At 41.8% G+C, this 23,951-nt stretch carries 22 protein-coding genes; 14 read left to right on the forward strand and 8 right to left on the reverse strand.

Features of this window, described 5'->3' with window-relative positions:
- The first annotated feature begins 67 nt into the window (after positions 1–67).
- The 3 genes from LLY41_RS12535 (at position 68) to LLY41_RS12545 (ending at position 1,103) form a co-directional block, all read left to right on the forward strand.
- Entirely contained in the window at positions 68–475 is a 408-nt protein-coding gene (locus LLY41_RS12535; protein ID WP_304585507.1) for a VOC family protein, read from the forward strand.
- Positions 476–601: 126 nt separating this feature from the next.
- Complete coding sequence (locus tag LLY41_RS12540; RefSeq protein ID WP_095242803.1) at positions 602–844, forward strand: hypothetical protein; 243 nt, start codon at positions 602–604, stop codon at positions 842–844.
- A gap of 55 nt (positions 845–899) precedes the next feature.
- Complete coding sequence (locus tag LLY41_RS12545; protein ID WP_048011117.1) at positions 900–1,103, forward strand: DUF6501 family protein; 204 nt, start codon at positions 900–902, stop codon at positions 1,101–1,103.
- Between the two features lie 38 nt (positions 1,104–1,141).
- On the opposite strand, the gene LLY41_RS12550 is transcribed toward LLY41_RS12545, so the two are convergent.
- From LLY41_RS12550 to LLY41_RS12560, 3 genes are all read right to left on the reverse strand, one after another.
- Positions 1,142–1,696, reverse strand: a complete 555-nt coding sequence (locus LLY41_RS12550) for a YhcN/YlaJ family sporulation lipoprotein (RefSeq protein ID WP_095242801.1) — start codon at positions 1,694–1,696, stop codon at positions 1,142–1,144.
- A 107-nt stretch (positions 1,697–1,803) separates the two neighbouring features.
- Complete coding sequence (gene yidC / locus LLY41_RS12555) at positions 1,804–2,592, reverse strand: membrane protein insertase YidC (protein ID WP_304585508.1); 789 nt, start codon at positions 2,590–2,592, stop codon at positions 1,804–1,806.
- Positions 2,593–2,620: 28 nt separating this feature from the next.
- Complete coding sequence (locus LLY41_RS12560) at positions 2,621–2,767, reverse strand: hypothetical protein (RefSeq protein WP_304585509.1); 147 nt, start codon at positions 2,765–2,767, stop codon at positions 2,621–2,623.
- A 364-nt stretch (positions 2,768–3,131) separates the two neighbouring features.
- Here LLY41_RS12560 and LLY41_RS12565 point away from each other — a divergent pair, with 364 nt between their 5' ends.
- A complete protein-coding gene (locus LLY41_RS12565) occupies positions 3,132–4,061 on the forward strand; it encodes a lysylphosphatidylglycerol synthase domain-containing protein (protein ID WP_304585510.1) in 930 nt (309 codons plus the stop codon).
- A gap of 254 nt (positions 4,062–4,315) precedes the next feature.
- Here LLY41_RS12565 and LLY41_RS12570 read toward each other — a convergent pair whose 3' ends face one another.
- Complete coding sequence (locus LLY41_RS12570) at positions 4,316–5,380, reverse strand: glycoside hydrolase domain-containing protein (protein ID WP_304585511.1); 1,065 nt, start codon at positions 5,378–5,380, stop codon at positions 4,316–4,318.
- 384 nt (positions 5,381–5,764) lie between these two features.
- Here LLY41_RS12570 and LLY41_RS12575 point away from each other — a divergent pair, with 384 nt between their 5' ends.
- A complete protein-coding gene (locus tag LLY41_RS12575; RefSeq protein ID WP_095242789.1) occupies positions 5,765–7,222 on the forward strand; it encodes a nicotinate phosphoribosyltransferase in 1,458 nt (485 codons plus the stop codon).
- Positions 7,223–7,249: 27 nt separating this feature from the next.
- Positions 7,250–8,071: an NAD(+) synthase gene (gene nadE, locus LLY41_RS12580; protein WP_095242787.1), complete on the forward strand. Its 822-nt coding sequence runs from the start codon at positions 7,250–7,252 to the stop codon at positions 8,069–8,071.
- Between the two features lie 36 nt (positions 8,072–8,107).
- Here the strand turns inward: nadE and LLY41_RS12585 are convergent, their stop codons facing one another.
- From LLY41_RS12585 to pflB, 3 genes are all read right to left on the reverse strand, one after another.
- Complete coding sequence (locus LLY41_RS12585; protein WP_095242785.1) at positions 8,108–9,169, reverse strand: hypothetical protein; 1,062 nt, start codon at positions 9,167–9,169, stop codon at positions 8,108–8,110.
- A 255-nt stretch (positions 9,170–9,424) separates the two neighbouring features.
- Positions 9,425–10,153 (reverse strand): pyruvate formate-lyase-activating protein, encoded by a 729-nt coding sequence (gene pflA, locus LLY41_RS12590; protein ID WP_095242782.1) that lies wholly within the window; start codon positions 10,151–10,153, stop codon positions 9,425–9,427.
- A gap of 100 nt (positions 10,154–10,253) precedes the next feature.
- Positions 10,254–12,479 carry a formate C-acetyltransferase gene (gene pflB, locus LLY41_RS12595; protein WP_095242780.1) on the reverse strand — a complete coding sequence of 742 codons (2,226 nt, stop codon included), beginning with the start codon at positions 12,477–12,479 and terminating at the stop codon, positions 10,254–10,256.
- Between the two features lie 326 nt (positions 12,480–12,805).
- Here pflB and safA point away from each other — a divergent pair, with 326 nt between their 5' ends.
- Positions 12,806–13,399 carry a SafA/ExsA family spore coat assembly protein gene (gene safA, locus LLY41_RS12600; protein WP_304585512.1) on the forward strand — a complete coding sequence of 198 codons (594 nt, stop codon included), beginning with the start codon at positions 12,806–12,808 and terminating at the stop codon, positions 13,397–13,399.
- A gap of 109 nt (positions 13,400–13,508) precedes the next feature.
- Here safA and LLY41_RS12605 read toward each other — a convergent pair whose 3' ends face one another.
- Positions 13,509–13,961: a cupredoxin domain-containing protein gene (locus LLY41_RS12605; protein WP_095242776.1), complete on the reverse strand. Its 453-nt coding sequence runs from the start codon at positions 13,959–13,961 to the stop codon at positions 13,509–13,511.
- Between the two features lie 147 nt (positions 13,962–14,108).
- Here LLY41_RS12605 and LLY41_RS12610 point away from each other — a divergent pair, with 147 nt between their 5' ends.
- The 7 genes from LLY41_RS12610 to LLY41_RS12640 all read left to right on the forward strand — a co-directional run bounded on the left by LLY41_RS12610 (position 14,109) and on the right by LLY41_RS12640 (position 23,918).
- Positions 14,109–15,593 (forward strand): response regulator transcription factor, encoded by a 1,485-nt coding sequence (locus tag LLY41_RS12610; protein ID WP_304585513.1) that lies wholly within the window; start codon positions 14,109–14,111, stop codon positions 15,591–15,593.
- 172 nt (positions 15,594–15,765) lie between these two features.
- Positions 15,766–17,427, forward strand: coding sequence for a urocanate hydratase (gene hutU, locus LLY41_RS12615; protein WP_304585514.1), 1,662 nt, complete (start codon positions 15,766–15,768; stop codon positions 17,425–17,427).
- A gap of 196 nt (positions 17,428–17,623) precedes the next feature.
- Positions 17,624–18,910 (forward strand): imidazolonepropionase, encoded by a 1,287-nt coding sequence (hutI, locus tag LLY41_RS12620; RefSeq protein ID WP_304585515.1) that lies wholly within the window; start codon positions 17,624–17,626, stop codon positions 18,908–18,910.
- Positions 18,895–19,875, forward strand: a complete 981-nt coding sequence (locus LLY41_RS12625; RefSeq protein ID WP_304585516.1) for an agmatinase family protein — start codon at positions 18,895–18,897, stop codon at positions 19,873–19,875. The genes hutI and LLY41_RS12625 overlap by 16 nt, the downstream gene beginning before the upstream one ends.
- Before the next feature lie 45 nt (positions 19,876–19,920).
- The gene (locus LLY41_RS12630; protein WP_304585517.1) at positions 19,921–21,261 is read left to right on the forward strand and encodes a YjiH family protein; all 1,341 of its coding nucleotides are present in this window, start codon (positions 19,921–19,923) and stop codon (positions 21,259–21,261) included.
- A 101-nt stretch (positions 21,262–21,362) separates the two neighbouring features.
- Positions 21,363–22,553 (forward strand): DHH family phosphoesterase, encoded by a 1,191-nt coding sequence (locus tag LLY41_RS12635; RefSeq protein ID WP_304585518.1) that lies wholly within the window; start codon positions 21,363–21,365, stop codon positions 22,551–22,553.
- 192 nt (positions 22,554–22,745) lie between these two features.
- Positions 22,746–23,918, forward strand: coding sequence for a D-alanyl-D-alanine carboxypeptidase family protein (locus tag LLY41_RS12640; RefSeq protein ID WP_304585519.1), 1,173 nt, complete (start codon positions 22,746–22,748; stop codon positions 23,916–23,918).
- The last annotated feature ends 33 nt before the right edge of the window (positions 23,919–23,951 follow it).

The following is a 23,951-nucleotide window of genomic DNA, read 5'->3' on the forward strand; positions in this document are numbered from 1 at the left end:
CTGTATGGCAAGGGTATTCCTTTTTATACAATAAAAACAGATAAAAAATGAATTGGAGGACCATACCATGCAGGGAGCAAAATTATATGAAGCACATCTAAACTCAAGCAATTTGGAAAGAAGCATCAAATTTTATGAAAACCTCGGCTTTAAAGTTGCTTACACAACAGAAGACAGGAAAGCAGCATTTTTCTTTCTGGGTGAAAATAAAGAGAACATGCTGGGCATCTGGGAAACAAAAGACACCCCAATAAGGAGAAATCATATAGCCTTTTCTGTTTCGCCTGAGAAGCTCCGGGGAATTATTCCGTTTTTAACCGGAAAAGAGATCGAGGTCAGGGAAAGCTTTGGCCTATCACCGGCAGAACCAATTGTCCATACATGGATGCCGGCTGCTTCAGTCTATTTTTATGATCCGGACGGCCACTCATTAGAATATATCGCTGTCTTGGAGGGGAGGAAAAACCACACCTAAATCCAATGCACCTGAGTGAGTGGGAAAAACTAAGCTAATTCCTGTAAAATTTCATTTGGTGGTTTGAAACAGGCTAAGCGGGTGGTATATAACCTTTGCCATCATCTTAGAAAGAGGGTCATCAAAATGAAAATTTTAGCAGATAATGGCTTTTATGAAGTGGAATATGATAATGAACATTATGATTATTTGGAATTAGTACGAACAGACCAAATCTGCGAAATTAACTATGTAACAATGAAAAACTCGTTAACTGGAGAAGTTTATACATTTGAGGCTGATAAAATCAAGCGACTTCGAAAAATAATGAGATTAATGCCAGCCACTAAAGAGAATCTGGTTGCAGACAACCGTTCCTATTCATTATAATAAAAACTAAACAACTAAACATATAAGCAATTCAGACTTTGAAGGAGTGGCAAAAGTGATTCATTTAAATTGGCATGAACGCGAAACACTGAAAAAAGTAAAATGTGTGCACACTGATGCAGCAAAATACATTGTAAACCGGGCTTTAACAGCAGGGAATATCTATGATGTAAAAAATGAAACGGAAGAATTTTATTTCATTGTAGACAATTCCGGAAAAGTAAGCGGATTTTATAAAGACTACTTCCAGGATGCTTGATCGCAAAAGAAAACGGCCTGTTATGGGCCGTTTTCTTTTTACCTTTGTGTCGGAAAAATTCTGCGCACAGTTTGCGTAAATTCATCAAAAAATCCTGCTACTGGATGACCTGCCCGAATGTCCTCTGTGTATCCTGTCATTCGGTCATAAAAGTCGGGGTTAACAGAAACATATACGTTATCGATGTCCTGATCGACGGCTTTAACCTGATCTGAAATCTTCCCCTCGACATCCTTAGTCAATTCCCCATTTCCATCTTTTAACCTTGCGGCCACATAGGCATTATTGTCTGTTACGATGACATTCGCAGACTCAACCTCTGGTATAGAGGTAATTTTATTGGCAGCTTTATCAGCAACCTTCATTCTCGGAGAATCATTTTGATTATCATTGTCCGTTCCCGTGCGGGTAAGATCAATCCCCGGCTCAGTGGTGCGTCCATTTTCTCCATAGCTGCTGTCGTTCACTTTAGTCGGCTCTGTCAGGTCTCTGTTTCTCTGAGCTGTTTCATTCATATCAGTATCATTCGTGGCACAGCCTGCAAGCAATGCAGCTGACAGTGCTCCTGCCATCAAAAATTTATGCTTAATCATACACATTCCTCCTTTTGATTTTCCCCCTTATCTTTCCAAGAATAGATACTGTTATTCAAATTTCTTTAAACAAGAAAGGAGCAGGCATTAAGCCCGCTCCTCGTTCATTACGATTCTGACATAAACTGCACATGATCAGTTTTATTCTTGTTATATAATCTTCTTCCAAGCCATGATTGAAAAACTAAAAACAATCCGCCCGCAGTCCAGTATAGCGGCAAAGCGGCAGGAGCATTTAAAGAAACCAGCATAATCATTACAGGAGACATTAAACCCATGAATTTCATTTGCTTTGGCGTTTGCGCAGTCATATTGCTAAGCGTGAACCGATACTGAAGATAGTACACTATTCCTGCAATGATCGTGATCCAAATGTCAGAATAACCCAGATTAAACCATAGAAATGAATGTGCCGCAATTTCCTGATTTCCTCTAATGGCATAATAGAACCCCATTAAAATGGGCATTTGAATTAAGATTGGAAGGCATCCCGCCGCATTCAAAGGATTCACTCCGTGTGATTGATACAAACCGAACATTTCCTGCTGCAGCTTTTGCTGCTCCTCCGGTTTTTTCGCTATTTTCAGTTTTTGCTGGATTTTTTCAAGTTCAGGCTTTAACTTATCCATTTTTTCTTTCATTAAGCTTTGATTTTTATATTGTTTAAGCATTAAAGGCATTAATATCAGCCTGATCATGATAGTAATGAAGATAATGGCCAGTCCGAAATTACCATGAAAGAAGACAGCCGTTCCATGTATGGCCAATGCAAACGGATTGACAAAATAATGATGGAAAAAGCTTGTTCCTTGTCCTCCATGTGCCTGACAGGCAGATAAGAATATTGGCAATATAGTGATCATAGTAATGGCCAGCAACCGTTTTATTTTTCTCATTCAGGTCAAACCTCCCGCTATATTTTTATTATAAAATAGGGGAGAGGCTTTCCGGCTCATCGCTTTGGTCGCCTTTTTTCAGGATCAGCTTTGCCATCCATGACTGTATCGAATCGCAAATTAAGGCCCGGTCCATGCAAAACTCTGGAAGGTTTTCAGCATTCGTTTTGTTCATTCCCGATATTACCGGGACTATAAAAAGCTGGCGTGATTTTCCAAATAATTAACAGCTTAGCAGCTAATCCAATGATATATGTTAAATAAAGAGTATATTCTGATGAAATAAAAGAAGATTCAATTAATAGTTCAAAGATGTCCATTCACCTCATTTCACATATGTAAGTATAATTGAATGCTGTATTGATAACAATTGCTGATATTGAACCATTTGCAAAAACTTATTTCTTGTCCATTCTATTGTCACTAAATAGGAATATAATAGGAAAAAGTATATATATATTAAGCTTTTGTATGATACACTCTATCAGGGAGATTAAATTATCTCTAGTTCACTTAATGAATGGTGGGGTATTTTGTCCTTGTTCAAACAAAAAACAATTATCACGCTTGCCAAACTCCTTGTACCCTTATTCATTTTGCTGTTTGTCATGCTTGAAGCAAAAGGGATATTCACTGATTTTAATTGGGCTCTCCTTGAGCTTTATATTGAACGGCTAACCGTCCGCCGAATATTTTTTATCCTTTTATTGGGACTGGCTGCACTTTTTCCAATGTATTTTTATGATGAAATATTGCAAAGACTGTTCAGAATAAGGGTTCCTAAAAAAAAGCTTGTATTTTATTCTTTATCTGCTAACGCATTCTCTAACTTTATCGGACTGGGAGGTGTGGCAGGAGCTACACTCAGGTCCTATTTTTATAAAGATTACCTGACAGGCAGTACACCGTATATCAAAATAATTGCCAAGCTGTCACTTTTTTACCTTACAGGCTTGTCTATATTATCATGGGTTGTCCTATTTACCGATTTACATTTGTATGATGATGTAAAGCTTATAAAGCTCGCAGTCTGGGCTGTCGCTGCTTACACACCGCTGCTGCTGGGCGTTTACTTTTTTAAGTCGTCATTTTGGAATACAAAGCATATCAAGAAGGGGTTTGCAGGGGAACTGCTGACGGTTTCATTACTGGAGTGGCTGTTTATTATCATATGTATCTGGGGAATTGCCAGAGCCCTTGAAGTATCGATTCCATTTTTTGTTTTGTTTCCGATTGTCATCATCTCTGCTTGTGCCGGTATTGCGAGTATGATACCAGGCGGAATAGGATCCTTTGACTTTGTATTTTTAATTGGACTGGAATCCCAGGGTGTCCCATCAGAACTGGGGCTTTTGATTCTCATGTTCTATCGTCTCAGCTATTATATTGTTCCTGTGTTTATCGGCACACCCTTTATCATGAATCAGATTTGGAATAACGGATTGCCAAAAAACAGCTTTAAAATGTAAAAGAGCCTTTAGGGGCTCTTTATTTTTGGCTCTTTTCGTATAAAATGTTGTTTTTGCCAACAATGTTGTCCGTTGATTTCCGCTCCAGGCTGCTCGCTTTCCGCGGGGCAGGCGGTGAGCCTCCTCAACGCTGCGCGTCTGCGGGGTCTCACCTGTCCCGCTACTCCCGCAGGAGTCTCGCACCTTCCGCTCCAATCAACTCTGTAAATAATATATTAAAAGTAAACCTCGCCAATACAATTCTATATTTTTATTCACCAAAGAACATCCAAAATGTCTTTGTTAAATAAGTTTGTATCGATATTGCATGCCTTCGCATCAATTCCATACTGCCAGCCTGCAATCAGTGAGTTTTCCGGAGCTTCTGGTTTATATTCAGGCGCCTGTTTCTTAGCGGTGATTCCTTTATTCGGCGCAGCAGTCCATATAAATGTGTTATCAAGAAGGGGAGAGTTTTCAGCAGCAGCCTGATCGAAAGCTTTCATCAGGACCTTTTCCTTATCAAAAATCCCGTAAATGCCAGGTTCATAGGGTGATTCCGACATGGCTTGATACCAGCCTTTTATAAAAGAAGAGTCGACAGGATAGTTAGGCTCGATATCCGCAAAAATCGCGACACCCTCGGGTATCCCCAGCTCCTTTGCCAATTGAACAGCTGCTCTTGCTTCACTCTGTCCATTTTCAAGGCCTGTTGCATCATTAAATCGATTCCATATCACGAGTAATTTAATATCATTGTCCTGCAGCAGTTCAGCCTCTTCGGGTGTAATGCCTGCTGATACACCTTCTTTTTCACCTAAATACCGTCCCCATACTTTAGGAGATCCAAAGTTTTCACGAACACAAGAAAGCAAGTCGCTTGTAGTGAGACTTGCCGAGTCTACACCCCAAACGACTTCATCATCCCCTGACTGGCCGTCCTGGTCATTTTCCTTACCCTTACCGCCGCTGCTATTTTCCTTTTCATTATCTTTTTGACCGGAGTCCTGGTTTTTATCAGCTTTATTTTTTATCGTATTGGTTACATTCACATCAACATTTACCTCTATATCATTTGTAACATTATTTTCAATTTGACTATCTTCACCATTATTTAAATCGTTGTCAATTGAATTATTCACATTGGCTTTATTGCCTTTAATATTATTTTTTACTTCATTCGAGATATCACTGTCATGGTTTGTGCTCTGGCCATCCGGAACGGTCTCTGTTTTTGGCGGCTCGGCATCCTTTGAATCCATAAGCGAAAAAGTAAAGAGTGAAATCATTACGGCAAAAAATGCGGTCACAACAAAAGGCAAAAGGCCCCGTCTTTCCATATCTCACAGCCCTCCTTGTCAGTTCATGACATCTTATGCGGAGGGCGGAGGGTTGGTGATTACTGCAAAAGGGGGGTGAAAATGCTTTCTTATCCTAAAATAACTTCACAGCATCAGATAATCGGGAAATAATTTTAAAGAGTTATAACGCGATAATATCACTTGTTCAAAATAACGAACAGCAGTTGGAGAATGTGTAAAAAAGTCTTAAATGGGTAAATATCCGTATATATTTCAGGTTAAAAAATTTGCTTAAGCCTTTGAACTTCACTACTATAAAAATAATAGGCAAATTTTCCATTCATTTAAGATGAGAAAGATATGAATAGGGAATACTAGCCGATAAGAAATTTATTAGGAAGATTTGTCACAGGAGGTTGCATTATGGACAGGGAATTTGCGGATGACAGTATAGCTTTGCATACTGATTTGTACCAGATCAATATGGCGCAGACTTATTGGGAAGACAACATACATAATCGAAAAGCCGTTTTTGAAGTCTACTTTAGGAAGCTCCCTTTTGGGAATGGATATGGTGTTTTTGCAGGCCTTGAAAGGGTCATCGAGTATATTGAGAATTTCAGATTCACCGAAAGTGACCTGCTTTACTTAAAAAATGAATTGAATTATGCTGATGATTTCCTCGATTATCTGAAAAACATGACTTTTTCAGGAACCATTAAATCAATGGAAGAGGGAGAGCTTGTGTTTGGCAATGAGCCAATTATGCGTGTAGAAGCTCCGCTGGCAGAAGCCCAGATCGTGGAAACAGCACTATTAAATATTATAAATTACCAAACTTTGATTGCGACAAAAGCGACACGAATCAAAGAAGTGATTGGCGATGGGACCGCTATGGAATTTGGCTCCAGAAGGGCTCAGGAAATGGACGCAGCCATCTGGGGTACGCGAGCAGCCTATATTGGCGGCTTTGATGCCACTTCCAACGTAAGAGCTGGCAAGAAATTTGGCATTCCAGCTGCAGGGACACATGCCCATTCTTTTGTACAGGCATATCAGGACGAGTATACCGCTTTTAAGAAATATGCCCAAACCCATAAGGACTGTGTTTTTCTCGTCGATACGTATGACACGCTGAAATCCGGAGTCCCAAACGCCATTAAAGTGGCCCGGGAAATGGAAGGTCAAATTAACTTTAAAGGAATTAGACTGGATAGCGGGGACTTGGCGTATCTGTCCAAAGAAGCGAGAAAAATGCTGGATGATGCCGGTTTTCATGATACTAAGATTATTGCATCAAATGATCTGGATGAATACACCATCATTAACCTTAAAGCTCAAGGAGCGAAAATCGATATTTGGGGCATTGGCACAAAATTGATCACGGCTTATGAGCAGCCTGCATTAGGAGCTGTTTATAAACTCGTTTCAATCGAAAATGAAGATGGCAAGATGACTGACACAATCAAAATAAGCGGCAATCCGGAGAAAGTGACTACCCCAGGCCTGAAGAGAGTATATCGGATTATTAACAAAGACAACCATAAATCAGAGGGAGACTATATTGCGCTGGATCATGAAAATCCTCAAGCTGAACCAAAGCTTAAGATGTTCCATCCAGTTCACACGTTCGTAAGCAAATTCGTTACTAATTTTGATGCGAGAGAATTACATAAAGTGATTTTTCAGGAAGGGAAGCTCACCTACAAAGTTCCATCTTTAAAAAAGATGCAAAGCTTTGCAAAGGAAAATCTCAACGTATTATGGGACGAGTACCGCCGTTCTCTTAATCCGGAGGAATACCCGGTCGACCTGAGCCAGGAGTGCTGGGATAATAAAATGAACATGATCAGCCAGGTAAAACAAAATATAAAGAGCTGAAGCTTTATGAAGAGGGAGGAACCTGTAATGAATAGGCAAAAAGAAATTATGGAAGATTTAAATGTGAATCCAGTAATCGATCCAAAAGAAGAGATAAAAAACAGAATTCAGTTTTTAAAGGATTACCTTGTTAAATCGAATGCCAAAGGGTATGTACTTGGCATAAGTGGGGGCCAGGATTCCACTCTCGCCGGAAGACTTGCGCAGCTCGCCGTTGAAGAAATGCGAAATGAAGGCAAAGAGGCAACTTTCATGGCAGTCCGCCTGCCATATGGTGTACAGCAGGATGAAGAGGATGCACAGCTGGCGCTTTCTTTTATTCAGGCTGACCGTGAAGTTGTATTTAACATTAAAAATGCAGTGGATGAAGTACAAACCGAATATGATCGTATATTGCCGGAGGAACCTTTAAAGGATTTTCATAAAGGCAATGTGAAAGCCCGCATGAGAATGATCGCCCAATATGCAGTTGGCGGCCAATACGGCCTGCTGGTTGTCGGGACGGATCATGCAGCAGAAGCAGTGACAGGATTCTACACAAAATATGGTGATGGCGGAGCAGACGTCCTGCCATTATCCGGACTGACTAAAAGACAGGGAAAGGCATTGCTTAAAGAGCTTGGGGCAGAAGAAAGACTTTACTTAAAAGTGCCGACTGCCGATCTTCTGGACCAAAAACCCGGACAGGCTGATGAAACGGAACTGGGTATTTCATACGATGAATTGGATGACTACCTTGAAGGAAAATCAGTAAGTCCGGAAGCCGCAGAGAAGATTGAAAAACGTTACATCGTTTCCCAACATAAACGCCAGATGCCTGCATCCATGCACGATAACTGGTGGAAATAATGTACACAAAAAGGAAAATCCCTGGGGATTTTCCTTTTACTTTTGAGCTAATTTGTTCGAAACCTCCTGATAAAACCTCTGCGGTTCATCCACATTCAGAACAATGCGGCTTGCTTTTCTTTTAATGCCGAACATCAGCTCATAAACTGCCGGCTCCTTCAGTATAATTTCGAACATCGGCTTTTCCTGGATAAGATCAGGCACTCTTGCATCAAATATATCATTCATTTCTTGTTTGCTAAACTTTTCGGGGCCATCATAATAGTTGATCTCCTTGATTTCCTCCAAATGAAGGTACATGCTTTTTGAGAATCCGGTTTGCAGCAGCAAATGAGAATTAGTAAGGACGAAAGGGGTTAAGCGGGTGGCGTTTATCTCTGCCAGGAAGTACATAATGCCATAAATATTTGCAATTAGGATGATATATGCCACAATTGCATTCCATGAATGAAGCCAATAATGAAGTCCGATCGACTCAATGGCTATCGCATGAATCAGCATAATATAAACAGCATTTACACTTGTTTTCTGATGGTAGGTGAATGAATCTCCATGCTTTATGGAAAGCTTCTTTTTCCATGAAAACAGGGCGTAATTAAACATGGCGAATTCAGTGACGAATACAGTTACCAACCTATTATTCGGCAAATGCGTTTCAGCCGCTCTCTTAACATTAAAGAGAAATAGGGAATTAATATCGTTTAGCCTGCGGTATTCTTTTAAAAGTACAGGCAGCTTAGTAAGAATCTTATAGGCAATAAACAGCTCCAGCCCAATAAAAAGCGCTTCGGAAAAAACAATTACATATGGCAAAAAGGCAAACTGCGATAATTGGCTGGCAGGGATAATAAAATAAGCAGCTGCGTATCCTGCTAGAATAACTGCCCCTAAATACTTCAGCGAATACCTTTTCCGCAAGATAAGGAAATACGCCAACAGCGGAACAACAACGAGCAAATCAATCAAAGAGCCAACAGCCGCACCATCCGGAACCGGACCAAATAGCGGGGTTCTGTATAGGATGTAGTTGGAACACAGAATCATAGATAAAAGTACACCAAAAACCAGCCACTTAGGCTTTTTAAATGTAATTGTCATAATTATCCACCTCACTTTAATTATAGCTTATATGAGGGGTAAATGATATTGAAGTTTTGATGAATTTTGACTCAGCGAGCATTCGTTCGCGGTTTTGTGTCAGAACCCATGCCAACTTCTGACTCAGCGAGCATCCGTTTGTGTTTTTGAGTCCGAACCCGGCACTCGCACTGTAACAATCGACAAATACAAGATACAAACAAAGCCCCAATCACAAAATTGGGGCTAACCACGCAAAACGTTTCATCTAAGATCCTATAACCCAGCCAAAATCCGATAAGCCCATTCCGTTTTTTCCTCGTTCGGAGGCTCAATATCCTTCAGCGGATATTCCAAGCCAAGCGCTTCCCATTTATATACACCAAGCTTGTGGTAGGGGAGAACCTCGATTTTTTCCACATTGTTCAATTCTTTAATAAAGCTTCCTAATCGTTCCAAATCCCGTTCATCATCAGACTTTGTTGGCACCAGCACATGGCGGATCCACACAGGCACCTGATGGTCAGACAGATACCGGGCAAATTGAAGAATGTGTTCATTTGTAAGTCCTGTCAGTTTTTTATGTTTCTCCCTATCAATATGCTTCAAATCCAGCAGCACGAGGTCTGTATAGCTCATAAGCTCTTTCAGCTGCGTCTGGAAAAGCGGGGAGCTGGAATAGCAGCCTCCTGATGAATCTATGGCAGTGTGAATGCCAAGTTTCTTGCATTCTTTAAAAAGCTCTATAAGGAATGGAAGCTGCAGCAAAGGTTCACCGCCGCTGACTGTGATGCCGCCTCCGGAAGCCTCGAAGAAAGGGAGATAGGATTGCAGGTCATTCATGATTTCTGAAACGGACATTTGCTTCCCAGTTCCAATTTCCCAAGTATCTGCATTATGGCAAAATTGACAGCGCAGGAGGCACCCCTGTGTAAAAATAACATACCGGATGCCAGGTCCGTCTACTGTACCGAATGTCTCGATTGAATGAATGTTGCCGTGCATGATCATCTTCCTTTCCATAAGCACCGGTGCAGCCGCAGCTGCACCTTGCTAAAGCTTTTTGAAGAAGGGGGCCGATTAAAATGGCCCGCTATCCGATTGGTTACATGGATTCATGGAATGTTCGATTTATTACATCAAGCTGCTGCTCTTTAGTCAGCTTAATGAAGTTCACTGCATAGCCTGAAACCCTAATGGTCAGCTGCGGATATTCCTCCGGATGTTCCATGGCATCCAGAAGTGTTTCTTTGTTAAATACATTGACATTTAAGTGATGCCCGGATTTTATAGCATATCCATCGAGTATGGATACCAGATTGCGCACACGGCTTTCATCATCCTTTCCGAGTGCTTTAGGGACAATGGAGAAGGTGTTGCTGATGCCATCGAGCGCCTGTTTGTATGGTAATTTTGCAACAGAAGACAGGGACGCAAGCGTTCCTTTCGTATCTCTTCCGTGCATTGGATTTGCACCAGGCGCAAATGGCTCTCCGGTACGCCTTCCATCAGGTGTATTTCCAGTTTTCTTGCCATATACCACATTTGAAGTAATGGTTAAGATCGACATGGTATGCATAGAGTTTCTGTAAGTCTGGTGCTTGCGGAGCTTTTTCATAAACCGTTCAACAAGGTCTATAGCGATGCTGTCAACGCGATCATCATTATTTCCGTATTTCGGAAAATCTCCTTCTGTTATAAAATCAACCACGATCCCATTCTCATCACGGACTGCTTTAACGGTTGCGTATTTGATGGCACTTAGGGAATCGGCCGCAACACTCAGACCTGCGATGCCAGTGGCCATTGTTCTGAGAATTTCAGAGTCATGCAGTGCCATTTCGATTCGTTCGTAGCTATATTTATCATGCATGTAATGAATGATATTCAAAGTATTAATATAGAGGTCTGCCAGCCATTCCATCATGAAATCAAACTTCTCCATCACTTCCTCATAATGAAGGATGTCTGATGTTATTGGGGCATAGGCCGGGCCGACCTGATCCTTAAGTATTTCATCTTTGCCGCCATTAATGCTATATAATAGAGCTTTTGCAAGGTTGGCTCTTGCTCCGAAAAACTGCATTTGTTTTCCGATTTCCATTGCAGAAACACAGCAGGCGATTCCATAATCATCGCCATACTCAGGAAGCATGATATCGTCGTTTTCGTATTGGATTGAGCTTGTTTCGATTGACATCCTGGCACAATATTTTTTAAAATTCTCAGGAAGCTTGGCGGACCATAAAACCGTTAAGTTTGGTTCCGGAGCCGGACCAAGATTTCTAAGGGTATGAAGGAAGCGGAATGAATTCTTTGTGACAAGCGGACGGCCATCAAGCGCCATGCCGCCTATGGATTCTGTCACCCATGTAGGATCACCGCTGAATAATTCATTATAGTCAGGCGTTCTTGCGAATTTTACAAGGCGCAGCTTCATGACAAAATGGTCAACAAGCTCCTGCGCTTCCTTCTCGGTAAGTGTTCCGTTCTTTATGTCTCTTTCTATGAAAATATCAAGAAAAGTGGAAACACGGCCAAGACTCATAGCTGCACCATTTTGTTCCTTGATGGCGGCAAGATAAGCGAAATACAGCCATTGGAAAGCTTCAAGAGCATTTCCTGCTGGTTTAGAAATATCAAAACCGTAGCTGTTTGCCAGCTGCTTCAGTTCCTTCAGAGCTCTGATCTGTTCTGAAATTTCTTCCCTCAATCGAATATTTTCTTCCGTCATTACACGTGTGGTTGATTTCAAATCCGCTTTTTTGGCTTCAATCAAGCGGTCAGTCCCATAAAGGGCAACCCTGCGGTAATCACCGATAATCCTGCCCCGGCCATATGCATCAGGCAGACCGGTTATAATGCCGGCCTTACGGGCGAGTTTCATTTCATCAGTATAGGCATCAAACACACCCTGGTTATGTGTTTTGCGGTAGTCCGTAAATATTTTTTCCATATCTTTGCTGGCTTCATAGCCATATGCTTCACAGGCAGCCACAGCCATGCGGACTCCGCCAAATGGCTGAAGTGAGCGCTTAAACGGCTGGTCAGTCTGAACACCTACAATTTTTTCTTTATCTTGATCGAGATAACCAGGTCCATGTGAGGTAATAGTAGAGACGATTTCTGTGTCCATATCGAGCACGCCGCCTTGTTCCCGCTCTTTTTTAGTGAGATCCATTACTTTTTCCCATAATAACGATGTAGCATCTGTCGGGCTTTCCAAAAATGATTCATCTCCGGAAAAAGGTGCAAAATTCTTTAATATAAAATCTCTAACATCAATTTCACGTGTCCAAATGCCTTCTCTAAAGCCATTCCATCTTTCCATGCCAGTTCACCTCAAAGGGATTATTGGTGTAACAGTTATTACAACTTTACTATACTCTCAATATAACAGATTTAATGTGAAATAAATCACAAGGATTTTGAACGTATTGTGAAATGTAATGTTTTATACAACTTCAAGTAAAACGTGTATTACAAAACCCCCGGAATCTTAGAACTGTTATATATACAGATGGAACACTGGATAATAAAAAGATAGCAATCACTTTGAAATTCTTACATTCTGCCCAACAATTACCTGTTTATAAGAATAAAAGATTTTGATTAAATATAAATATGAAAACACTATCAAAAATTTCATTCATTTAAATGTTGTCTGTCGCACTTGTCTTTGGATTCAATTTTGATGCAAAAGCATCAACAGTACATACCGTTCAGCCAGGGGATACGATGTGGAAGATCGCCATGAAGTATCAGGTTGGGGTCTCTGAAATCATCAATGCCAATGGGCAGATCTCAAATCCGAACTCCATTTATCCAGGGCAAAAGGTGAATATCCCTACTCTTTCAAAAGCCACAACAGGGGTGGAAGAGCAGGTCGTCCAGCTTGTTAACCAGGAAAGAGCAAAGTATGGATTAAAGCCGTTAAAATCGAATTGGGAGCTTGCCAGAGTAGCAAGGTACAAATCTCAGGATATGATTAATAAGAGATATTTCGATCATAACTCCCCTACATACGGAAGCCCGTTTGATATGATGAAGAGCTTCGGAATCACCTACAGGACTGCCGGGGAAAACATTGCTGCCGGGCAAAAAACGCCTCAGGAAGTAGTAACTGCCTGGATGAACAGTGAAGGACACCGCAAAAATATCCTATCTGCGAACTTCACAGAAATCGGAGTAGGCTACGCTCAGGGCGGAACTTACGGACACTATTGGACACAAATGTTTATTGGGAGATAAGAGGAAAAGCAGAAGCGCCTTGCCCACCCCCGACACCTCAAAGGGGTAGGAGCTGGAGCCAGACAGTAAAGAAAAGCACCGGAGAAATCCGGTGCTTTTGCTTTGCCCATTAATCTACTACAATATAAGCAATCATCGGTCCGCTATTATCCTTATCCGGATGAGTAAGACAAACCAGACGGTATACGCCTTCTTTGTCAAATTGAAGAGGGACCACTGTTTCTTCAGCTTTCTTTACAACTCCCTTAATATCCGTTCCTTCGATAATATAAGGGTGTTCCATTCCATTAACTCCCCAAATCTTCAGATTAACCTTTTCATTTTTTTCGAGAAAAATGGTTCCCGGATCCCAGCGATACGCTTCAATTTCCTTGCCATCAGGCAGCTTTGCTTTAAACTCTCCTGTAACCATATGGATTTCCCGGACTTTTTCGCCTTCATTCTGGTTGAATACCGTCAAACTGTCCGACTTTGAAAAAAACCAAAGGGATGCAGAAACAATGACTGAAAATATGATGACAAAGGCAATGATGCTGCGTTTCTTTAATACAAGAAAAGGCATGCTCATACTCCTTCCAAAATTAGTTGTCCATATATAGATATGCTGTAAGGGCCTCATAACTTGTCTACTATTTGCGGGATTTTTCCGATTTTTCTTTACAGCTGCTGAAAAATTATTTCATAATAGAATTAAAAAGGATGTGGCAGCATGTACAAGGTACTTGTGGCCAATCGGGATGAGTACGATACAAAGGGTATAGAGTGGCTGCTAAAATCTTCAATGAACGCATGGGAAGTAGAGGCTGCCGAAGATGAGGCAGGGCTTATTAAAAAGCTTGAGACTTTTCAGCCCGATCTGCTGATTTTTGAACTGGATCTGATAAAGGAAGATAGATACAGCTCTTTCTTAAAAACCATTCAAATTATAGGGCCGGATCTTATTGCACTTACGATGGAAGCGACCTTTTCACAGGCAAAACGAGCCATTGACATGGGTGTAGCCGATTTAATACTTAAGCCCATTTCAGCTGATATTTTATTGAAATCCGCACGAAACATTCATAGGCGCCAGAAGCTGAGAATTCCAGCGGCTTTAAAAAGCTCCGGAATGGTTACTGATAAAGCATTTAATTATCAGGATATATTTTTAGAAGCTCCAGAACCGGCAGAACGTTTTCTTTCCATTGGCATAAAAACTGAGAATGTCCTTGAGCTTCCAAAGTTATATGAATTTCTGGAAAGCTATGGCTTCCAGAAAAAAGTCGATCATTTTATTTTAAGTGACATGGTACTGATAGTTGCTGAAAAACCGGGCGTATCATGGAAAGAGGAAAGCGTCAGATTCATGAGGAATTGGCAGGAAACCTCAGCTGAACCAATCGCCATAAGCATTCATACTGGCCAGGATGATCAGAATACACTAAAAAACCATTATGATGCGAACAGAAAATTGATGGAGTTAACTTTTTACAGGGGATTTAATCAGGTAATTGAGGAAGCCTCATTGCCTAAATGGGTTTCAATTGATCCGTTCTTAACTCCCGAGGAACAGAGCAGCTGGATTGATTTTCTGAATCAGGCTGATTTAGAAGGAATCAAATCATGGTTTTCCAAAGAGTTTCTTATATTGGAAGATCCATATCCGGAACCCGGGCTTATCAGAATCCGGCTGACCAGTATTCTTGCGCAAATCCGCAGGCATATGAAGACATTCCGCCTGGCCGACGGAGAAATGGAGAAGGAGTACCTTCGTTTATTCCAGACGATTCTTTATTCGCCCTTGATTTACCGCATTATTAATGAAATGATCAGCTTCATTTCCTATGTTTTTGAAACCATTCGATCTGATAAGAAACTGAAGCTGGATCTTACAGACAGAGTTCAATACTTCATAGAAACAAATTACTGGGATTCATCTGTCACCCTTGAGAGGGCAGCTGAATATGCAGATCGAAACCCAAACTATATTAGCTCCATGCTGGCGAAAAAATGCGGAAAGTCATTTCGGGAGCTCCTTAACGAAACCCGGATCAGGCAATCTGCTAAGCTGCTGCAGGAATCAGAAATGAGCATAAATGAAATCTCATCCGTCTGCGGTTTTCGCAATCAGCAGTACTTCAATAAAGTATTCAGTAAAATTAAAGGTATGCCGCCGAATCAATTTAGAAAAAGTCTGCACAAAACCTCCTTTTAAAAGGGGGTTTTATTTTTGTATATTTTTATAAAAACACTAATATTAATATAAAAATAGACAAAATCCAAGAAAATAATCTAACAATTTTACAAAAAATCAAACCTAATTATTCTACTTTTCAGATAGTTCTCATTATAAAATCTAAATATGAGATAACATTGGAGGGATAACAATGAAAGCGGAAACAAAAAGAGAAATTAAAAATTATCAAGGCAGTGAGCTCCATGCAAAGGGCTGGATTCAGGAAGCGGCACTCCGCATGCTTATGAATAACTTAGACAAAGAGGTTGCAGAGATTCCGGAGGAGCTGGTTGTTTACGGCGGGATTGGAAAGGCTGCCCGGAATTGGGATTGCTATGATGCGATTGTAAAAACCCTGCATGAATTAGAAGACGATGAAACACTACTTGTTCAATCCGGAAAACCGGTTGCAGTATTTAAATCACATAAAGATGCACCAAAGGTATTGATCGCCAACTCGAATCTGGTGCCGGCCTGGGCAAACTGGGATACCTTCCATGAGCTTGATAAGAAAGGCCTGATGATGTATGGCCAAATGACAGCCGGAAGCTGGATTTACATCGGCAGCCAGGGAATCGTCCAAGGAACTTACGAAACATTTGCAGAGCTTGGCAGACAGCATTTCTCCGGCTCACTGAAACAGACGATTACGTTAACAGCAGGCCTTGGCGGAATGGGTGGCGCTCAGCCGCTTGCCGTAACCATGAATGATGGTGTCTGCATTGCCATTGATGTGGATGAACACCGCATTGACCGCAGGCTTGAAACGAAATATCTGGATACAAAGGTTTATTCCATTGAAGAAGCTATTAAACTGGCAAAAGAGGCAAAACAGGAAGGACGTCCGCTTTCTATCGGTCTATTAGGCAATGCAGCTGAAATTTTACCAAAAATGCTTGAAATGAATTTCATCCCGGATGTCCTGACTGACCAGACTTCCGCGCATGATCCTTTAAATGGCTATGTCCCGATTGGCTATTCTTTAGAGGAAGCAGCTGTTCTGCGAAAGGAAGATGCTGCTGAATACGTCCAGAAATCAAAAGCAAGCATGGCTGTCCATGTTAAGGCAATGCTGGACATGCAAAAGAAGGGCGCAGTTACATTTGATTACGGAAACAATATCCGTCAGGTTGCAAAAGATGAGGGTGTCGAGAATGCGTTTGATTTCCCTGGATTCGTGCCTGCCTACATCCGTCCGTTGTTCTGTGAAGGGAAAGGGCCTTTCCGCTGGGTAGCATTATCAGGAGATCCGGAAGATATCTATAAAACAGATGAAGTGATCATGCGCGAATTTGCGGATAATGAACACCTTTGCAAATGGATCAAGATGGCACAGGAGAAAATTCAGTTCCAGGGGCTGCCTTCAAGAATTTGCTGGCTTGGTTATGGAGAGCGCGCAAGATTCGGAAAAATCATCAATGATATGGTTGCCAGCGGGGAACTAAAAGCACCGATTGTTATCGGGCGTGATCATCTGGATTCCGGTTCAGTTGCATCTCCAAACCGCGAGACAGAAGCCATGAAGGACGGCAGTGATGCAGTGGCAGACTGGCCAATCCTGAATGCTCTGATAAATGCGGTCGGCGGAGCAAGCTGGGTTTCCGTCCACCATGGAGGCGGCGTAGGAATGGGCTACTCTCTTCATGCAGGAATGGTAATCGTTGCGGATGGCACGAAGGAAGCGGAACAGCGCCTTGAACGCGTCCTTACATCAGATCCTGGAATGGGAATCGTACGCCATGTAGATGCAGGCTATGATCTTGCTATCAAAACAGCAAAAGAAAAAGGCGTAAACATTCCAATGATGAAATAAAGATTTCCTTTTATGAACTTTGCAAATAGAAACGAAAAATTTGCAAATAAACCATGCTAATTTGCAAATAGACCAGTCAATTCTGCAAATAAAACCCTTAAACTTGCAAATAACCATGAATATATTCAATGAGGAAGCCCTCCAATCCGTAATTTTCTGCGGATTGGAACTTCCATTTTTTAAGGAGGAGCACAAAATGCACTCAAAACCTATTTTTATCAAACATGCAAATCAGATGATCACCTTAAAGGGCGGCTCCAAACAGCCCCTCACCAAAGAAAAAATGAGCGAGCTTCACATCATTGAAGACGGAGCAGTATGGATTGAAGAGGACAGAATTAAATCAGCAGGGACCACAGCGGAACTCCAAGCTGAATATCAAAGCCGGCTTCAGGAAGCTGAAATCATTGATGCGACAGGAAAAATCCTCCTTCCAGGGCTTGTTGATCCGCATACACACCTCGTATATGCAGGCAGCAGGGAAGAGGAGTTCAATATGCGCCTGAACGGGGCGACGTATATGGAAATTATGAACAATGGCGGGGGCATTCATGCTACCACTTCAATGACCAGAAACGCATCTGAAGAGGAATTGGTAGATGCGAGCCTTGTCCGTCTTGATCGCTTTCTTAAACACGGAGTAACCACGATAGAGGCAAAAAGCGGATATGGACTGGATTGGGAAACAGAGCGAAAACAGCTGACAGCAGCCCGTAAAGCGGATGAACTGCATCCGGTGGAGGTTGTCCGCACCTTTATGGGAGCACATGCAGTTCCTGCTGAATACAAAGAGAATCCAGATGCCTTTATAGATTTAGTTATTGAAGAAATGCTTCCGAAAGTCGCGGAAGAAAAGCTCGCCGAATTCAATGATATTTTCTGCGAAAGAGGGGTATTCACACCGGAGCAGTCCAGAAAACTTCTTGAAGCAGGGAAGAAGCATGGCCTTATTCCTAAGATCCATGCCGACGAAATCGAACCCTATGAGGGGGCCGAGCTTGCTGCAGAAGTTGGTGCCATCTCTGCGGATCACTTGCTCAGAGCATCTGATAAGGGCATGGAAATGATGGCTGAAAAGGGAGTAATCGGCGTTCTTCTTCCAGGCACAGCATTCTTCCTGATGGCTGAAGCAGCCAGAGGCCGCCGCATGATTGATAAGGGTGTTCCAGTTGCATTATCAACCGATTGCAACCCCGGCTCTTCGCCAACCTGCTCCATGCCATTTATGATGAATCTTGCATGCATGCACATGGGACTTACACCTGCAGAAGCGATTGCCGCCGCTACCATTAATGCAGCACATGCGATCAATCGGGCAGAAGAAGTGGGAAGCATAGAACCCGGCAAAAAGGCTGATTTGCTTCTACTCAATGTGCCGAACTATATGCAAATGCAGTATCACTACGGCATGAACCACACAGACACAGTGATTAAAAATGGGGAAGTGGTCGTTAAAGGAGGAAGCTTATGCTACCAACAATAAATCCTCCCGGGTTTTTTTGGCCGCAAACCGAACTGGGAACTGACGTAAAGGTGAGTGAATGGATTCGCCAAATCCAGAGGGGAGAGGAATTAAAGAAAGACAATTGGGATGTCGTGCTTTTCGGTGTCCCTCTTTCCCGCTCATCGATAAGTGCATCAGGAGCATCTGAATTCCCTGAATCCTTCAGGAGGTCCTGGAATGGATTCTCCACGTACAATCTGGATTTTGAAAGGGATCTTCAAGAACTGAAAGTTGCTGATCTTGGTGACGTGAAAATGCATTTCACGGATATTCCACAATGCCATTCCAATATAAAGCAAACGATGAAGGACGTACGGACGCAATTTCCTGATTCTTTCCCAATAGCGATCGGAGGAGATCACTCCATCACAGCCATGCTGGTCAGCGGCCTGAAGGAACTGGAGCCTGAAAAAGAAATCGGCATTCTCCAGCTGGATACGCACCTTGACCTCAGAAGTCTTGAAGACCATGGACCGACAAATGGGACGCCCATCCGAAACCTGATTCAAAACAACAAAATTAAAGGAGAAAATGTCTACAATATTGGCCTTCATGGCTTTTTCAACAGCCAGTCACTCGTCCATTATGCTAAAGAGCATAAGCTAAATTATATTACCTTAAAGGAAGCCAGAAGACGGGGAATTGAAGAAACGGTTAAAGAATCAATCCGGCAGCTGGAATCAAAAGTGGACCAAATTTATGTCACCATTGACATGGATGTGCTGGATATCGGTTTTGCGCCGGGTGTTCCCGCATCCACACCAGGCGGCATGAGTACTGAAGAACTATTTACTGCCGTATATGCTGCGGGACTTTCCTCCAAAACGGCAGCCATGGATATTGTCTGTCTTGATCCAACAAGAGATCACCAGGCACAGCCAACCGTGAAAGCAGGCACGTACACCTTTCTGACCTTTATGACAGCTTTAATGAACAGGAGGTAAGGGGCCCACTCCGCTCCTTGCCCCAAAAATGACGGGGGAATGAGAATGGAAAAAGAAACAATAATAAAGCAATCTCACCAGCCTGAACTGAATCCCAACGCAACCATTAAAAATAAAGCTAAGTTTTTTCTCTTCAGCGCCATTGGCCTATTTATGTTTTTTATACCAGTCACTGTTAATGAGAAATCATCTATTATGCTGGACCATATCGTCACTGCGATTCAGACATACCTGCCTGCAGCTGTTACATACTATGCGCTGCTTGTCATACTGCTCGGCGCCATTTATCCTTTCTATACAAAAACCTGGAACAAAAATAAAGTAAATACTATTTTCTCTTTTTTTAAGGTAATCGGATTTTTTACAGCCATTATGATTGTCTTCGGCTTCGGCCCTGCCTGGCTATTCGACCCGAGCATGGGACCTTTCCTGTTTGAGAAACTCGTGGTGTCTGTCGGACTTCTTGTTCCAATCGGCTCAGTATTTCTTGCCCTGCTCGTCGGATATGGATTGCTTGAATTTTTCGGTGTCATTATGCAGCCGATTATGAAGCCAATCTGGAAAACACCGGGAAAATCAGCTATCGATGCAGTTGCCTCTTTTGTTGGAAGCTATTCAATCGGACTGCTCATAACCAACAGGGTATTTAAAGAAGGAAAATATAGCATTAAGGAAGCAGCCATTATTGCTACCGGGTTCTCAACGGTCTCAGCAACGTTCATGATTGTTGTGGCTAAAACACTTGGATTGATGGAAATCTGGAACACTTATTTTTGGACGACGTTTGCTGTCACTTTCATCGTAACGGCTATTACCGTAAGAATCTGGCCTCTTAAATCAATGAGCGAAGAATATTACAATGGCCAGGAGCCTCCAGTTGAAACCTTTACAGGGGGCCGTCTTCAGGCAGCCTGGAAAGAAGCAATGGATACAGCAGCCGAATCACCCACATTATGGAAAAACATAAAGGATAATTTAAAAGATGGGTTTGTCATGACAATGTCTATTTTGCCCTCCATTATGTCAGTAGGTTTATTGGGCCTGATTCTTGCCGAATTCACTCCTGTATTTGATTGGCTGGGTTATATCTTTTATCCTTTTACGGCTCTCGTACAGCTTCCTGAGCCATTATTGGCAGCAAAGGCAAGTGCCGTGGGAATTGCTGAAATGTTCCTTCCAGCCCTGCTGGCAGCAGAGGCTGCACTGGTCACTAAATTTGTAATCGGAGTAGTTTCCGTTTCAGCCATTATCTTCTTTTCTGCACTTGTTCCATGTATTTTATCAACAGAAATTCCTATTACTATTCCGCAGCTGCTTGTCATCTGGGCAGAGAGAACCATTCTGACCATACTGATTACAGCTCCACTGGCTTATCTGCTGCTTTAACTGGAAATCCCCGCTCACTTCAGCGGGGATTTTTCGCATATATTTTTCCTCCATAACCAAACTAACAGAGGAATGAGTCTAAGAATAGCAGGTGATGGATTTTGTACAGGCTGTTTACACATAATGACCTTGATGGTGTCGGGTGCGGCATTGTTGCCAGGATCGCTTTTGGAAAAGATGTTGAGGTGCGCTATAACTCTGTGATGGGACTTGATTATCAGATAGAAAAATTGCTGGAAAATGAAAAAAACATAAAAGATGATTTTTTAATGATCACGGATTTATCAGTTAACGATGAAAATTTGATCAGGCTTGATGATCTGGCAAAAAGCGGCGGAAACGTCAGATTAATTGACCATCATAAAACAGCTCTTCATTTTAATGATTACAGCTGGGGCAGAGTGAAAGTGCAATATGAAGATGGCAGGCTCACGGCTGCGACCTCTTTACTGTATGAGTATCTATTAAAACATGAACTGATCCAGCCGTCTCAGGCCCTCGATGAATTTGTCGAGCTTGTGCGACAGTATGACACATGGGAATGGGATCAAAATGAAAATATAAAGGCAAAAAATCTGAATGATTTATTTTTCATGATTTCCATAGAAGAATTCGAAGAAAAAATGACGGAAAGAATCAAGAGCTCCAATACATTCGATTTTGATGAGTTTGAACAGAAATTGCTGGAAATGGAAGAGCAAAAGATTGAGCGTTACGTCAGGCGGAAGAAACGGGAATTGGTACAAACGTTCATTGGGGAATATTGTACAGGCATTGTCCATGCAGAATCTTATCATTCGGAGCTTGGCAATGAACTTGGTAAAGAGTATCCCCATATCGACTATATCGCTATCTTAAATCTCGGGGGCAAAAAAATCAGTTTCAGGACAATCCATGACCACGTTGATGTTTCTGCCATGGCCGGAAAGTTTGGAGGGGGCGGACACGCAAAAGCATCGGGCTGTTCGATGGGAAAAGATGCTTATAAACTATTTGTTCAGGACATATTTCCCCTGGACCCTTTGAGACAGGATGCATTTAAAAACAAATACAATATTAAAAGCACGAAACAGGGATCACTGTACGAAAATAAGAAGGGAGACAAATTCTTTATTTTTGCTGAAGCCGATGACAAGTGGATCCTTGAAATGAACGGCAAGCCAATACAGGAACCTTACCCGGATTTCCAGGCAGCAGAAAATTACATTAAAAGAAAATACCAGGCATGGCTTGTTCATGATGATATTTATGTTGAATTTTTAAAGCGTTTTTATATTAAGGCAAAAAACTAGCTGAAGAGCAGTCCCTTTGGATTGCTTTTTTTCTTTCGGGCTCTTGGATAATTTCCTTTCATTATCAATCTTCTCAAATTACGGCATGAAATTTTCAATTATGTAACAATTTATAAATATGATAGGGCTATGCATGGTTTGTTTGATACAATCAGGATGGATTGATTATCGGTTTGAATTGGATGTGTATTTATGAAGAAATTGGTTGCTATTATCCTGCTTTTGTTCAGTTTTCCTGCTGGTAACGCAGCGGCTGAGGAAACAAAAGAGCCTGAAATTATCAGTGAAGCCGCAATTGTAACAGATTCAGAATCAGGGGCAGTTCTGTATGCAAAAAATGCGGATAAAAAGATGTATCCGGCCAGTTTAACGAAAATAGCAACAGCCATTTATGCCATTGAACATGGCGACTTGAGTGACCTGGCCACAGTCAGCAAAAAAGCAGCGGAGACTGAAGGGACACGAGTGTATTTGGAGGAAGGGGAACAGGTGCCCTTGAAAAAACTCGTTCAGGGAATGCTGGTTAACTCAGGAAATGATGCTGCCTGGAGCATTGCTGAGCATCTGGACGGCAATATAGAAGCATTCTCAGAGAATCTTAATCGCTACCTGAAAGAGAAGGCAGGGTTAAAAAATACCCACTTTGTTAATCCTCACGGTCTGTATGATGAAAACCACTATACAACCGCAGCTGATCTCGCGAAATTAACCAATTATGCTCTGAAAAATGAAACCTTCAGAGAAATTTACGGCACAAAGGAATTGAAATGGACTGGAAAGTCATGGGATACTACCATCTTTACTCATCACAGGATGCTCAAAGGGGAGGTTCCATTCGAGGGAGTGACTGGGGGAAAGACAGGGTTCGTTGATGAAGCCAAGCAGACTCTAGCTACCTCTGCCGAATATGATTCAATCAAGTTAACCGCTATTGTGTTAAAAGCGGAATATAAGCGGGATATTTATAATGATACAAAAAACCTTTTGGATTATGGACACAGCAACTTTGAAACTGCGGAACTCAGCAGCACTGAGGTTTTTCCGTCAGAGGGAAAAACCTATACAACTGGCGGTACAATAATACCTGTCACTTTGCCTAAAGGAAACTACGAAGAAAACATTACAGCAAAAGGGAAGCTGCAGATAAAGAATGAAAACGGGAGAATCATTCAATCTGTAAAGCTGATCGAGGATAAACAGGATGAAGTGGTTTCAAGCCAGCTCAAAACAGATAAGGAGCCAGTAAAAGAGACAACAGGGTACTATGGAAAAGCAGGATTAGCCCTATTCTTATTCGGAATCTTTATTCTCGTATTAAGGAAAAATCTTAAAGCAAAAGCTAGAAGAAGGAGAAGACGGGTATAAAGCCCCTCTTTATTTAATTGCATTGAAAAAGAC

Source organism: Cytobacillus firmus (genome assembly GCF_023612095.1).
GTDB lineage: Bacteria > Bacillota > Bacilli > Bacillales > Cytobacillaceae > Cytobacillus.